This is a genomic window from Lacicoccus kunmingensis DSM 17847 (genome assembly GCF_059568765.1).
Genome location: NZ_JCANUC010000013.1, coordinates 14,634 through 27,881, shown reverse-complemented (window position 1 = coordinate 27,881; position 13,248 = coordinate 14,634). Strand labels below are relative to the sequence as shown.

The window sequence follows — 13,248 nt, the reverse complement described above, 5'->3', positions numbered from 1 at the left end:
TTGTGACATATCTATTGTGCTTCCTCAACAGCTTTATTCAGTTCATCGAAGAGTTCGGATCCGAGCATTTCTTCATATTTCTCGTAAACCGGTTCAGCTTTTTCACTGAACGCCTGTCTTTCTTCGTCGGTCAGATCATTGACCTGAAGGCCGGCATCGACCATTTCCTTCATGTACGTCTCATTTTGTTCCTGCGAAAGTATCCGTTGTGCATCTCTGTAATCTTCAGCGGCATCCATGACGATTTCCTGCAGATCCGGTTCAAGTGATTCATAAAAATCATTATTCATTAAGAGTGCGACCGGCATATATACGTGGGAAGTGAGTGATAGATAGTCCTGCACTTCATAAAGGTTGCTTGTATACATTAAAGCGATCGGTGATTCCATGGCGTCATAAGTACCCTGCTGCAATGTGGAGTACATTTCACCGAATGCAAATGGTGATGCATTGGCGCCGAATGAGTTGAACACATCGGTATGTACCGGACTTTCCAGTGTTCTCATCTTCTGGCCTTCTATGTCTTCCGGTGTATAGACCGGATGCTGATTATTCGTAATGTGGCGGAAGCCGTTCTCTCCGTAGACGAGTCCTTTAATATTGACATCTTCAAGTCCGTCGAGCAGGTTTTGTCCGAACGGTCCGTCAAGAACGGAATATGCTTCCTCCGTATCTTCAAACAAATAAGGCAGGTCTAAAATCATAAAGTCCTGGTCAAACCCTGAAACACTGGCAAGCGCTGGAATGGTCATTTCGACATTTCCGAGCTGTACTGCCTCAATCGCTTCTCTGTCAGATGGGAATAAAGACCCGGATGGATAGAGTTCAACATTAAGACGTCCGTCCGATTCTTCTTCGACCTGTTTTTTAAATTCTTCTGACATGATATGCGTCGACTGGGTCGGGTTCACCAGATGCGCAATCCGGATCGTCTTCTGTCCGGTCTGCTCATCTATATTGGGTCTGCCGCAGGCAGATAATATCAATACGGTGATCAGCACCAGAAAGCTTAAATTCCTCATATAAAAATAACTCCTCAATTTATGGCATCATGTATGCGGCTATTCAGCTGCTTCGATGGCTTCATCCAATTTTTCAAACAGTTCTGTTCCGAGCATCTCTTCATACTTGTCGAAGACAGGCTGTGCTTTGTCTCTGAACGCCTGCTTTTCCTCATCGGTCAGCTCATTGACCTGGAGACCGGCATCGAGCATTTCCTGCATATATTCTTCATTCTGTTCCTGTTCCAGTTGTCTCTGTTCGTCTTTGAACATCTCAGATGCATCCATAACTATTTTCTGATGCGCCTCACTGAGTGACTCATAAAAATCATTATTCATCAGTAGAGCTGTCGGCATATACACATGTGAAGTAAGTGACATATAATCCTGCACTTCATAAAGATTGCTCGTATAAAGAAGAGCAATGGGTGATTCCATGGCATCGTATGTGCCCTGCTGCAGCGTCGAGTACATTTCACCGAAAGCAAACGGTGACGCATTGGCGCCAAAGGCATTGAAAACATCCGTATGTACCGGACTTTCCAGAGTTCTCATTTTCTGTCCCTCTATGTCTTTTGGGGTATGGACCGGCTGCACATTATTGGTAATGTGGCGGAAGCCATTTTCCCCGTAGGCCAGCCCCTTGATATTGACATCGTCGAGTCCGTCGAGCAGATTCTGGCCGAACGGCCCGTCGAGCACGGAGTAGGCTTCTTCTTCGTCCTCAAACAAGTAGGGGAGGTCGAGAATCATGAAGTCTTGATGAAATCCTGAAACACTGGCAAGTGCAGGGAGGGTCATCTCGACATTACCCAGCTGCACTGCCTCGATCGCTTCCCTGTCAGACGGGAATAAAGAGCCTGAAGGATACAGCTCGACCTGCAGATCTCCGCCGGAATCCTCTTCCACCTGAGCTTTAAAATCCTCCAGTACCAAATGCGATGACTGGGTCGGATTCACAAGATAGGCAATCCGGATGGTTTTTTGTCCGGTCTCTTCATCCTCGTTCGGTCTGCCGCAGGCAGACAGTATCAACACGGTAATCAATAACAGGAAGGTAAAATTTCTCATAGGTAAAACACCCCTTTTATAAAAGCTTACTCTGTAAAGCTTTTGATCAACTTTCTTAAAACATCCGGTGTATAAATAAAGGCACTGTCTTTATGCAGTCTTTCCGTCATTTTATGTGCATCTTTGCCGTATGGCCCGACATTCAGAACCGGTGCTTTCAAATTCTGCATTTCCTTAAACGGGATGATGTAAGGTTCTCCCCAAACCGGCAGGTTTTCTCTGAATGACATCCAGCCGGCTTCGCTGCCGGTATAGTTTACGTAGCTTAAATCTGAGATGCCGTTGAAATAATGGACCTGTTTTGCATCGACATCATGCTCTGACTTAAAAATCTCCTGGACGTACTTTATTTTCTGTTTAAGTTCCGGATGATCCGATGCGTTGACGGCCGGATAATAGGACGGTGCCAAAAAGAGTACTGTCGCAGGTGCGAGTTCTTTTGCGGCATCCATCAGCCGGTCGGCAATCTTAATCGCTTTCTCCCGGATGTTCAATGTGCTGTCGTTGAATACACTGTCGGTAATCAGGTCGTAGCGGTCCTGGCCGTGCTTATTGATGACGTGCAGGGCGAGGTCGTGGAAAGTGATGGTGTTAATTTTATTCAGCGGTTCTGTATTCAGCCTTCTGCATAACTCGATGTAATCCGAATAGCATTCATCCATCGCCCGTTCTGCCACATTCCGGTAGATCTCCATCACTTCGCTCGGACTCCGTTCCAGGGTGAAGACGTTATAGAGTGCATATGAATGGTGCGACGTCTGTGTGGAATAATCCTGCTTCATATCGTTTTGCTGCAGGCAGACCGGAGGCGGCGTGCTTTCTCCGAATTTCTCTTCGTAAAAGTCAGCGTTGAATTCCATCTCTTTTGTTAAGTATGCGCTCATAAAATGACTGGTGAGGCCCTGAAGCGGTTCCCCCGCATGGGTGCCGACGCCGTAGAAAAGGGCGGAAGGCATGATTTTTCCGATGGAACCGGAGTAAATATAATAATTGGTATCCTGCGGACTCTGGCTGAATGACGGTTCGCTGTTCAAAATCAGTTTCAAATCCAGACCTTCCGAATCTTTCAGCTCTGATAAAAACTTAACGGCCGCCCGCATGCCGTCGGAATTCACTTCTTCGTCGGGCACAGTGACGAGGATGATGTTCAGCGGCCACTCTTCGGTACTCGCAAGCTCGAGCAGGCTCATATGGAGGGCGAGGCCCATCTTCATGTCCATGACGCCGCGTCCGAAAATGTAATCATCAGACTCGATGTCCGCTTTAATCGTGGCATTGAAACTATCTTTTCTTTCTGCGATGGCTTCCGTCAGCTTTTCAACGTCAAAAGCAATTTCTTCAAGGTCTCCGAACTCTTTAGTATGTACGACATCAAAGTGGCTGATCAGTACGACGGTGTCCTTTGTGTCATCTGCTTTATAATGGGCCGCCAGGGCATGACGGTCTTCTTCCGAATCGACGAAATGCAGCCTGTCCTGATGGGATTCGAAGTAGGGCAGTGCCATCAGTTTCTCTTTTATAAAATGTGGAAATCCAACTTCACCGGATGTACCTGATCTGCTGTCGAAACTGACCAGCTGGGTAATCAGCGCCTGTAATTCTTCCGGGCTCTGCCAGCTTGTGTTTGAAGTGTCATTCATAAGTATTCTCCTCATCGTCGTAAAATTTCAGGAATCTTTCTTCTATATTGTCCAGATGCCGGAGCAACGCTTCTTTCGCAAGCGAAAGGTCCTTCACTGACAGTGCCTCCACAATTTCTTTATGCTCTATGAAAGAGTCCTGGAGGCTGAATTCAATTGTGTTGGATAAAGTCAGAAAAGCTCTGTCCACCCCTCTGCTCAGCCGTTCGACCATTTCGTGAAACAGCCGGTTGTCGTTCGTTTCAGTAAGCAGCATATGGAATTCACTGTCGAGCTCGAGATAGAGCTGATGGTGGCCGTTGTTCACTGCCTGCGCCTGCCGGTTGATATTGTCATTTAACTTTCTTAAATTACCTTCATCCATTTTATGAATAATCCGTTCGAGATTTTCAATCTCTAGAATGCGCCGCATTTCCAGATGGTTGAGCGAATCTTCTTTGGAAAAACCGGAAACGACAGCGGGTTTTCCACTCCGGGTCCGGATCAATCCTTCATTCTCCAGTTTAGCGAGCGCATCCCGGAGCGGTGTGCGGCTGATACCGAGCTGTGCCGAAATTTTCTCTTCGGGCAGCGGATCGCCGACCTTTAGTTTTCCTGTCGCAATCTCTTCTTTTAAAATATGGAATGCCTGTTCACTTAGAGAGACTTTTGTCTGAATCGTTTTCATAGCTTCACCTTCTAAAACTTTTTATGAAAGGTCACTCACAAATCTTTCGATTCTTTTCAGCCCTTCATTGATATTTTCAATTGATGTGGCATAGGAAATTCTGATGAAACCTTCGCCGAAATCGGTAAAACCGCTGCCGGGTACAACCGCTACGTGTTCTTCTTCGAGTAATCTGTCAGCAAATTCAAAAGAGGTCATATTGAACTTTTCAATGGACGGAAATACATAAAAGGCACCTTGAGGCGTTTTTGTTTCAAGGCCGATCTGCGTCAGTCTCTCAACGATCAGATCGCGTCTCTCCCTGTATGTCGCAGCCATTTCAGCAGCCGAGTGGCGGCTGTTGTCGAGCGCATCAATGGCAGCATACTGGCTCGGCAGTGCGGCACAGATTGTATCGTACAGGTGCACTTTCAGGACGTGCGGCATAAATTCAGCCGGCCCCAGCACATAACCGAGTCTCCAGCCGGTCATCGAGTGGGATTTCGACAATCCGTGGATAAGGAACAGCCTGTCACGGAGTTCAGGGTACTGTGAAAATGAAATATGCTTCGCATCGTAAGTGATCTCGCTGTAAATTTCATCTGAAATAATAAAGATCTCATGGTTCGTAAGCTCTTTGACCAGCGGTGCCATTTCTTCTTCCGATAATACTTTCCCGGTCGGATTCGACGGGAAGTTGAGAAGGACCGCTTTCGTTTTATCAGTGATCATGCTTCTTAACTTTTCAGGATCCGGTACAAAATCCGTATCCGAAGTATCCATATAAGTCACGCTCGCGCCAAGCAGATTCACCAGCGGCTCATAAGCGGAGTAGCATGGTGCGGGAATGATGACTTCATCACCTTCAGTAAGAATGGTTTCAAAAACCGATCTCAACCCTTCGCTTGCCCCGGTCGTGATGACGATTTCATCTTCGGGATTATATATGACGTCATAAATATCCTTGAAGAAATTCGAGACGCTTTCCCGCAGCTCGAACAATCCTGCATTATGTGAATAACCCGTCTGATTATTTTCTATCGCTTTAATGGCTGCTTTTTTCACCGTCAATGGTGTCGGTAAGTCAGGCTCGCCGATAGTGAAATTGATGCCGTCACGTAAGGCAGAAACTCTGTTTGAGAACTGCCGCGTGCCTGGTATTTCGAGTTGTGTCACTCTTTGATTTATCTTGTCTAACATGTGCAATCACCTCTTGTATACTGTATACAAGAATAATAATACACCGGTGGAAGATTGTAAAGATTTAGATTGTTTTGACATTTTAAGGGTAAAGTATGAGTAATGCATATTATGTACGTTTAAAAGGGGTGAGCGGAAGTTGCCTGAAAATCTGGTGCTTTATCAGTCAAAGTATGGTGCGACTGCCCAATACGCAGCCTGGCTGGAAGAGATGGTCAGCTGTGACGTCAAAGAACTCAGCGAAAGTCTGCCCCGCAATTTAGAAGATTATAGAAACATTGTAGTTGCCGGCGGCATTTATAAAGGGGAGATTACCGGGCGTGAATTTCTGAAGCGTAATATGGCGGTGTTGAATGGGCATCGGGTGGCGGTGCTGGCTGTCGGGCTGGAAGAATTTTATAAAGGTATGACGGAAGCATTGTGGCTGTATCAGTTTAAGGAGTTTGAAATCGATGTGGAAGTATTTTATGCACGCGGAGAATACGACTATAAGAATATGACATTTTTCGACCGTATGACAATCAGAACAGGAAATGTCATTTTCAGAAGAAGAATCAAGAAAGGCAGCCGCGAGCGGATTAATATTTTAAAGGACAGAACGACGGCTTACGACTGGAAAAGTAAGAGCTGCCTTGAACCGCTCGTTGAGTGGATGGACTCGGGGTAGCGCAAGAAAACGGTAATGCATCTGACGACGCATTACCGTTTTCTTATTTGAAAATTTCATCGATTTTCTGAATATCTTCATCCTGCAGTTCAATATCCGCCGCGCGCATATTCTCTTTAATCTGAGAACCTTTTTTAGCACCGGGGATGATGACGCCGACAGACGGACGAGTGAGGTAGAACGCCAGTACAATCTGGGCGACTTCCTCGTTATATTTTTCAGCAATTGATTTCAGCTGATTCACTTTCGCCAGGTTTTCCTTAAATTCGTCTTCCTGGTAGAAAGGCAGTTTCGAACGCAAGTCATCAAACTTGGAATTTTCATCATAATATCCTGCCAGCAGCCCTGCAGCCAGCGGGAAAAATGGAATGAATGTGATGTTGTTTTCTGCACAGTAATCAAACATGCCATCTTCGGCTTCACGGTTCAGAAGATTATACTGATTTTGCACAACATCGACGTAGCCGTCTTTATTTGCCGTTTTCAGTTGATCGAGTGTCACGTTGGAGACCCCGATTGCTCTGATTTTCCCCTCATCTTTTGCTTCTTTTAAACCGGCAACAGCTTCATTCAATGGTGTTTTTTCTTCAGGATCCGGATAATGGATATAGAAGAGGTCAATATACTCCAGCTGCATGCGTTCCAGAGCCTCATCTATTTTCTGTTTGAGGAAATCAGGGTCGTTATCAATGACCTGCTCCCCATTTTCATCTTCACGGTGTGCCACCTTTGTCGCAATGGCCACCTTGGTTCTTTGATATTCTTTCAGCACTTCGCCGACCAGTTCCGGTCCGTACATTTGAGCAGTATCCAGCATAGTCACGCCGTTGTCCAGCGCATCACGGACTGTCTGTTTGCCTGCTTCTTCATCCACATTTTTATACAAGTTGTGACCACCTACGAAGTTTGTTCCAAGCGCAATAGGATGAACATAGATCCCCGATTTCCCTAATCCTGCTAGTTGTGCCAAGTAAATACCCCTTTCTAAACTCTGATATGTTCCTATTATAAGTGTTATCCCCATGTGATTAAAATATAATCCCTCATTTTTATTAAATTAATTGGGATATTATTCAGGGGAGGCGGGTTTGGTTGGTTCTCGCAACATGGCGTAAAAACGATGTCAGGAGATTAGGCGGGCATGATCGGTTATAGCATTTTATATGAAAGGAGGACGTATTTAAGGCGTTATAAACAATGCTGAAATTTCGATAAAACTCTGAAGTGACGCATTTTATCACACTAACGGGTACCGTTATAAGTTGAGGGGATTTCCCGGGAAATAAAAAGAGCCGGAAGTCCCGGCTCTTTGTTCACTTATTGACTTGAAGGGCTGTTGCAGGAGATTGTAAACGGCATAACGACATGTTCGCTCGTTTCTTGAACTTCGGTAAAGGTGGCTTCGAGTGCTGTGAAAATATCATTCACTTCCCCGTCAAGACGTGTGGCAAAAGGCGCTGTACTGACTTCGACTCCGAAATCAGGCAGTTTTTCAACTGCCTTTGTAATCTTCTCAATATAATTTTCTTCACCCAGTGGATATATTGAAAATCTGCAGCCGGCGTTTTGGGAAATCGCGTCGGAGGTTTCTTTATTCAGCTGAACTTTCTCATTATCATTGTTGTCGTCCCCGGTGTTGCATCCGCCAAGCACGATATTTCCGCTCATCTCCGTATGAATCCCTGTTTTTGCTGCATTCAAATAAATGGCTTTTACCACGTCGAAAACCTCAGCGATACTGCCTGTTGCTGCTGTGGCCACGTCATCGGTCTTCATCCAAACATTCGTCGTATCGACATTATCGAGTGCGCCTAAAATGACATCCGCAAAATCATCGTTCATGACACTTAAGTTGAACTGGATTCCTGCTTCTCTTAACTTTTCATCAGCCATTACTTTAAATCCCCCTGTCATTATTCTTATTTTCAGTGTATCGATGTAATGCCCGTGAGTAAAGTGAAGAGGGGCCATAAATATTGCTATTATTGTCATTTCAAGCGCTCTTGTATTATTTACTTTGAATTATTTTACCAATATACTTAAAGATAAATAATTACATTAAGTGAAAAGAGGCTTATGTAAGATGACATTTACTAAAAGCTTAAAATATATAATGCTTCTGGTTATTTTTACAGTGGCAGCGTGTGGAAACGATGAGAACACGGATGAGACATCAGAAAACACATCCGGAGACGCTGTTGAAGGGGCCATCACTGTTTCCGCCGCAGCGAGCCTTGTGGATGCGCTCGGAGAAGTCACGGAGCGTTTTAATGAAGAGTATCCCGATGTGCAGGTGGACTTTAACTTCGGCGGCTCGGGTGCATTGATGCAGCAGATTATACAGGGTGCGCCTGCAGACCTGTTCTTCTCCGCGAATGAAAGCCATTTTGAAGAAGTGGTGGACGAAGGCTATATAGAGGAAGAGAATACAGTGGATCTGCTGAGGAACGAAATCGTCCTTATTGTTCCTGAAGGCAGCCCCGTCACTTCTTTCGATGACCTGGAAAATGCAGAACGGATTGCAGTCGGTAACCCGGAATCTGTCCCTGCCGGGGAGTATAGTATGGAAGCTTTTGAAAATATGGATATAATGGAAGAGATTGAATCGCAGTTCATATTTGCAACGGATGTAAGGCAAGTATTAAACTATGTAGAAACTGAGAATGTCGATGCCGGTGTCGTATATCACACAGATGCATTGACCAGTGACGGCATTGAAGTCGTGGATACGGTACCTGAAGACAGCCATTCACCGGTCGTTTATCCGCTCGGCACTCTGAACGACACGGATAATCCTGAAGCGCAGCGCGCTTTCTACGAATTTGTACAAAGTGAGGAAGCAGGCGAGGTTTTCAATGAATATGGTTTTATTATCGAGTAACATTACAGCAACAGAGTTTCTGACGCCTGTTCTGCTCTCATTGAGAGTGGCGTTCATAGCATTAGTGATCGTCTTGATTGCCGGTGTCGTCATTGCGAGATTCATGGCACGAAACAATTTCCGGGGAAAACTGATTATCGAAACGGTCTTGATGCTCCCGCTCGTGCTGCCGCCGACGGTGGTCGGGTTTTTATTACTTGTATTGTTCGGCAACAACAGCGTTGTCGGTGATGTGGTCGCATGGATTTTCGGCGATACCATCATCTTCACATGGTATGCCGCTGTCGCAGCAAGTACGGTGGTCGCATTTCCGCTCATGTACCAGGCGGCGAAGAGCGGTTTTCTTAATGTAAATAAAGAGATTGAAGACGCTGCGAAAGTGGACGGCGCAAACAGATGGCAGATCTTCACAAAAATTACGCTGCCGCTGACAAAAACGGCTCTGATTACCGGGGCGCTGCTCAGCTTTGCCCGCGCGCTCGGCGAGTTCGGCGCAACCATCATCATCGCCGGCAATATCCCGGGCAGTACTCAGACACTGCCGACCGCAATCTACGTCGCGCTTCAGTCCGGCAATATGTCGCTGGCCTGGGCATGGGTGATCGTCATCGTCGTACTGTCGTTCTTCATGCTGATGTTCATCCGGGTAAAAGCGAACGAATCCTAAAATGTGTATATTGACAATGCCATTCAAATATTGTATGATATATCGTGCACATACACACAGGGCATATTACACGTAATGAACGGAATTATGGATTCGTAAGGCATTAAGAGCCGGCCACACACCGGACTCAGCCGATCAATCTATAATAAAAGGAGGATGTCTCACATGGCAGGTCCAAGAAGAGGCGGTCGTCGTCGTAAAAAGGTTTGTTATTTCACAGCAAACGGAATTACGCACATCGACTACAAAGATGTAGAACTTCTTAAAAAGTTCATTTCAGAGCGTGGTAAAATTCTTCCAAGACGTGTAACAGGTACTTCAGCGAAGTATCAGCGTCGTCTAACAGTGGCGATCAAACGTTCACGTCATATGGCATTATTACCATATGTCAAAGAAGAAGCATAATACATGGTATGCACCAAAACCCTTTAACCGCAATGGTTAGAGGGTTTTTATTTTATAATTCTACAATTTATTAACATTTTTAGGGCGACATATAGGGAGATAGGAAAGTTCTGTAGCGTTTATAGGAAAATATTGGTTATAATAAAGGTGATAGATTTAATTTTGGAGGGTACTATGGATATTCTTTCGTTTAAAAGTTTAATTTTTTATATGAAATTTAAAGGAATTAAGTTTGAGCACACTTCAGAAATTGATGCTATGAAAACATTAGAATTCAAGAACTATTATTTTAAAATAAGTAATTACAAAAATAATTTTTTTGTTCAAGAAGTAAAGTATCAAGGAACTGAATCGCATAGATATATCGGATTAGATTTTAAACACTTAGAAGATTTAGCAAGTTTAGACATGCAATTAAGATATATAATATTGAAAATGTGTTTAGATATTGAACATAGTATCAAACTAATGATAATGAAAAAAGTTACAATTGATGATAATGAAGATGGGAGATCTATAATTAATGATTTTTTTGATTATGTAAGGATGGAAACATCTATAAATGATCCGTATAAAAAAATGCTTAAATACGTGGAGAAGGATAGTTTTTTATCTTCCGAATACAAAAAATATAAAGATAATACTCCTATTTGGTTCTTCGTTGAGCATATCCAATTTGGCGACTTATGTTGGTTTGTTGAGTTTTTATATACTAAAAAAAATTATAAAGAATTCGAAGACTTAAATTCAGTTATAAAGTTGGTTAAGAATATTAGAAATAAAGCGGCGCATAATAGTCCTATTTTGAATACGATTGTAGTTAAAAATCAAATGGGAGGGGGAGATAAGAACAAAAGGATAGTTGAATTCGCCAAAAAACATGGTGTGAAGAAGAATACTATAAAAAATAGGTTAACTAATTATAACACTCATGACTTGTTGGCCATGTTTTATGTGTATAAAAAAGTTGTAACAAGTGATGGAATGAAACGACACAGAATACAGGAACTATTCACTTTCATGAATAGAGTGCAAAGAGAAGCATACATTTATGATGATCGATTTAAATCAGTTTATAAATTATTTCGTAAAATACTTGATAATTTTTAAAATCTAATATATTCTTAAATCAAGGAAATAAACATTTTATGTTTGTAGCCCCTGCATCGAAAGATGTAGGGGCGAGTTTTTTTAATTAGTGTAGTATTGCGATTTATTATCTATTAGAAAAAATATAGTAAGCAAATAACCCCCGAAAGGCTCAGGCCTCCCGGGGTTATTTTTTATAGTTTTTGACAGAACAGGTGATACGAACACTTCTAGAAATGGAGTTTTGTGCCACTCGAACCCAATTATCGACACGAACACGCCAAAAAATCGGCTGTTGTACCATTTACGCCCAATTATTGACACGAAAACATGAAAACACCATGTTTCGTGTCATTTGCAAACTGACTGACCAGCCCGCTCAATCATTTATTCCGTCGAAGAATCGTCATCGCCTTCTTCTTCACTGATATCTTCGCCTTTGTCTTCTTGTTCTACTTCACTGTTCGGATCATCGGGCTCTGTCACATCAGTTTCATCACTTTCTCCGCATACGCCGAGTAGGAGTATTGTCGATAATGCGCCTGCTGCCAATCGCTTCTTCATTGTCATTGAAATCACTCCTATATAAATACATACATATAATTCACCCTTTATAGGATAACTTCACACTATCCAGTTTCAAGTTTTAAAATCTTAAACCTGAGTATGAAATTCATTGATTAAAACCCCGCACTAGAGTAAATTGTAATTATACATATAGTGTAACTGCTAAACTAGATTCAACAGTTTTCCACAATTAAGATTGGTTCTTACGCAATCGTGGTGAAAAGGTATACATGGAGTTAAAACGAAAATTTTATACTTTTAAAACTGATATAAGACCCTGTTTTTTAATACGGAAAAACTGGCTCTGCCATACATGATGCGTTTAGTCGTTTTCAAACGATTGACATGGCCTTCGGTAATACCATTGCTCCAATCTTCTTGAACACTTAATTTAACAGCTTCCAAATCTTGTTTGAGTCCGTTTATAAAGGATGTGACATGGGGAAAGCAAGATTCGCTATATTGGGCGATCCAACGCTCCAGAGATCCAGTGCGCTTTTCTGAGAATAAATGATGGAAAGAATAAACGAGTGCATCTATATCTATTAATTCCGGATATGCTTCTAATAGTTTAGGGTGCAATTTATGGAGCTGCTCAGCATGGTTATCTTTTTCAAAATCCCAAATGATCTTAATGATTTTTTGTCGGAAGTGATAGGCTGGCGGTTCAAGATTTCTTACGTTTCTCCGTGTTTCCGCAATCAACCCATTCAAAGTGGAGAGCGATCCTGTATAACCGTTTAACCGGCAAACTGCTTCAATTTGATGCGTGGATTGTTTTTTTAAGACCAAGGCGTGAATCAATGGATGATATTTTTGATAAGGCGATGCGCGCTTATTGGACGGTTTTCCTGCTTGTTTCAAGTCTTTATAGACTGTGCTGCGAGAAATCTGACACTTTTCCCCAATGGTTTTTATAGTATAACCTTGGTCATACAAACGCTGAACGTGTTGAATTCTTTCCCATCTCTTTTCCTCATTTTGTATTCGACGTGCTTCCACCTTGTGCGCCGGCACTCTTGGCACATCATCCATAGAGACTGGCTGTGCCACATGAGGCGGCTGCCATTTGACGGGAACAACACCAGAAATTGTTTTCTTTACTGCTTCAAAAAGGTGATGAAGGATATGCCACCGGTCTCCCACTTGAATGATAGACGGAGACGCTTCTGTCACCGCCTTTGCATACGTTTTAGATCCATCACGGGTGATCAGTGTGATATTTGAATGGGACTTCAACCACTCTGTCACATCTTCCTGCTTGCGTGTTTCTAAAAGATCGATGGGCTTTTTAGTGATTAAATCTACAAAGATGGTGCCATAAGTCATCCTTTTTTTGAAGGCAAAATCATCAATACCGACGAAAGGGAGACGTTTCGATTTCAAATGAAACAGCCTTAATTCTGCGCAGTAA

General features: G+C 43.2%; 14 protein-coding genes. 5 read left to right on the top strand and 9 right to left on the bottom strand.

Annotated features, from left to right (window positions below):
* Positions 1 to 11: 11 nt before the first annotated feature.
* Genes BO48_RS11865 through BO48_RS11845 form a run of 5 tightly spaced genes read right to left on the bottom strand, consistent with a single transcriptional unit; the run spans position 12 to position 5,558 of the window.
* Entirely contained in the window at positions 12 to 1,022 is a 1,011-nt protein-coding gene (locus tag BO48_RS11865; protein ID WP_496367667.1) for a DctP family TRAP transporter solute-binding subunit, read from the bottom strand.
* A gap of 39 nt (positions 1,023 to 1,061) precedes the next feature.
* Complete coding sequence (locus BO48_RS11860) at positions 1,062 to 2,072, bottom strand: DctP family TRAP transporter solute-binding subunit (RefSeq protein ID WP_496367666.1); 1,011 nt, start codon at positions 2,070 to 2,072, stop codon at positions 1,062 to 1,064.
* A 26-nt stretch (positions 2,073 to 2,098) separates the two neighbouring features.
* On the bottom strand, positions 2,099 to 3,712 hold the full coding sequence (locus tag BO48_RS11855; protein WP_496367665.1) for a M20/M25/M40 family metallo-hydrolase: 1,614 nt from the start codon (positions 3,710 to 3,712) through the stop codon (positions 2,099 to 2,101).
* Positions 3,705 to 4,379: a GntR family transcriptional regulator gene (locus BO48_RS11850; RefSeq protein WP_496367664.1), complete on the bottom strand. Its 675-nt coding sequence runs from the start codon at positions 4,377 to 4,379 to the stop codon at positions 3,705 to 3,707. The genes BO48_RS11855 and BO48_RS11850 overlap by 8 nt, the downstream gene beginning before the upstream one ends.
* A 21-nt stretch (positions 4,380 to 4,400) precedes the next feature.
* Positions 4,401 to 5,558, bottom strand: coding sequence for a pyridoxal phosphate-dependent aminotransferase (locus BO48_RS11845; protein ID WP_496367663.1), 1,158 nt, complete (start codon positions 5,556 to 5,558; stop codon positions 4,401 to 4,403).
* 139 nt (positions 5,559 to 5,697) lie between these two features.
* Between BO48_RS11845 and BO48_RS11840 the strand changes: the two genes are divergently transcribed.
* Entirely contained in the window at positions 5,698 to 6,225 is a 528-nt protein-coding gene (locus BO48_RS11840) for a flavodoxin domain-containing protein (protein WP_496367662.1), read from the top strand.
* A 43-nt stretch (positions 6,226 to 6,268) separates the two neighbouring features.
* On the opposite strand, the gene BO48_RS11835 is transcribed toward BO48_RS11840, so the two are convergent.
* Together BO48_RS11835 and BO48_RS11830 are read right to left on the bottom strand one after the other, a co-directional pair.
* Complete coding sequence (locus BO48_RS11835; RefSeq protein ID WP_496367661.1) at positions 6,269 to 7,195, bottom strand: aldo/keto reductase; 927 nt, start codon at positions 7,193 to 7,195, stop codon at positions 6,269 to 6,271.
* A gap of 347 nt (positions 7,196 to 7,542) precedes the next feature.
* Positions 7,543 to 8,118, bottom strand: coding sequence for a YkoF family thiamine/hydroxymethylpyrimidine-binding protein (locus BO48_RS11830; RefSeq protein ID WP_496367660.1), 576 nt, complete (start codon positions 8,116 to 8,118; stop codon positions 7,543 to 7,545).
* A gap of 190 nt (positions 8,119 to 8,308) precedes the next feature.
* On the opposite strand from BO48_RS11830, the gene modA reads away from it, so the two are divergent.
* From modA to BO48_RS11810, 4 genes are all read left to right on the top strand, one after another.
* Entirely contained in the window at positions 8,309 to 9,106 is a 798-nt protein-coding gene (modA, locus tag BO48_RS11825; protein ID WP_496367659.1) for a molybdate ABC transporter substrate-binding protein, read from the top strand.
* Positions 9,087 to 9,773, top strand: coding sequence for a molybdate ABC transporter permease subunit (gene modB / locus BO48_RS11820; protein WP_496367719.1), 687 nt, complete (start codon positions 9,087 to 9,089; stop codon positions 9,771 to 9,773). Before modA ends, modB begins: the two co-directional genes overlap by 20 nt.
* A 165-nt stretch (positions 9,774 to 9,938) precedes the next feature.
* The gene (gene rpsR / locus BO48_RS11815; protein WP_052255138.1) at positions 9,939 to 10,178 is read left to right on the top strand and encodes a 30S ribosomal protein S18; all 240 of its coding nucleotides are present in this window, start codon (positions 9,939 to 9,941) and stop codon (positions 10,176 to 10,178) included.
* 174 nt (positions 10,179 to 10,352) lie between these two features.
* A complete protein-coding gene (locus BO48_RS11810) occupies positions 10,353 to 11,288 on the top strand; it encodes an Abi family protein (RefSeq protein WP_496367658.1) in 936 nt (311 codons plus the stop codon).
* A 366-nt stretch (positions 11,289 to 11,654) separates the two neighbouring features.
* On the opposite strand, the gene BO48_RS11805 is transcribed toward BO48_RS11810, so the two are convergent.
* Together BO48_RS11805 and BO48_RS11800 are read right to left on the bottom strand one after the other, a co-directional pair.
* Positions 11,655 to 11,837: a hypothetical protein gene (locus BO48_RS11805; protein WP_496367657.1), complete on the bottom strand. Its 183-nt coding sequence runs from the start codon at positions 11,835 to 11,837 to the stop codon at positions 11,655 to 11,657.
* Between the two features lie 255 nt (positions 11,838 to 12,092).
* Positions 12,093 to 13,220, bottom strand: coding sequence for an ISL3 family transposase (locus BO48_RS11800; RefSeq protein ID WP_496367656.1), 1,128 nt, complete (start codon positions 13,218 to 13,220; stop codon positions 12,093 to 12,095).
* Positions 13,221 to 13,248 lie beyond the last annotated feature (28 nt).

Bases quoted from the DNA above. Each gene is read 5' to 3' on its own strand.
- BO48_RS11845 (WP_496367663.1), bottom strand. From the start codon at position 5,558: ATGTTAGACAAGATAAATCAAAGAGTGACACAACTCGAAATACCAGGC.
- BO48_RS11805 (WP_496367657.1), bottom strand. From the start codon at position 11,837: ATGACAATGAAGAAGCGATTGGCAGCAGGCGCATTATCGACAATACTC.
- BO48_RS11860 (WP_496367666.1), bottom strand. From the start codon at position 2,072: ATGAGAAATTTTACCTTCCTGTTATTGATTACCGTGTTGATACTGTCT.
- BO48_RS11850 (WP_496367664.1), bottom strand. From the start codon at position 4,379: ATGAAAACGATTCAGACAAAAGTCTCTCTAAGTGAACAGGCATTCCAT.
- BO48_RS11865 (WP_496367667.1), bottom strand. From the start codon at position 1,022: ATGAGGAATTTAAGCTTTCTGGTGCTGATCACCGTATTGATATTATCT.
- BO48_RS11855 (WP_496367665.1), bottom strand. From the start codon at position 3,712: ATGAATGACACTTCAAACACAAGCTGGCAGAGCCCGGAAGAATTACAG.
- rpsR (WP_052255138.1), top strand. From the start codon at position 9,939: ATGGCAGGTCCAAGAAGAGGCGGTCGTCGTCGTAAAAAGGTTTGTTAT.
- modA (WP_496367659.1), top strand. From the start codon at position 8,309: ATGACATTTACTAAAAGCTTAAAATATATAATGCTTCTGGTTATTTTT.
- BO48_RS11830 (WP_496367660.1), bottom strand. From the start codon at position 8,118: ATGGCTGATGAAAAGTTAAGAGAAGCAGGAATCCAGTTCAACTTAAGT.
- BO48_RS11810 (WP_496367658.1), top strand. From the start codon at position 10,353: ATGGATATTCTTTCGTTTAAAAGTTTAATTTTTTATATGAAATTTAAA.
- modB (WP_496367719.1), top strand. From the start codon at position 9,087: ATGGTTTTATTATCGAGTAACATTACAGCAACAGAGTTTCTGACGCCT.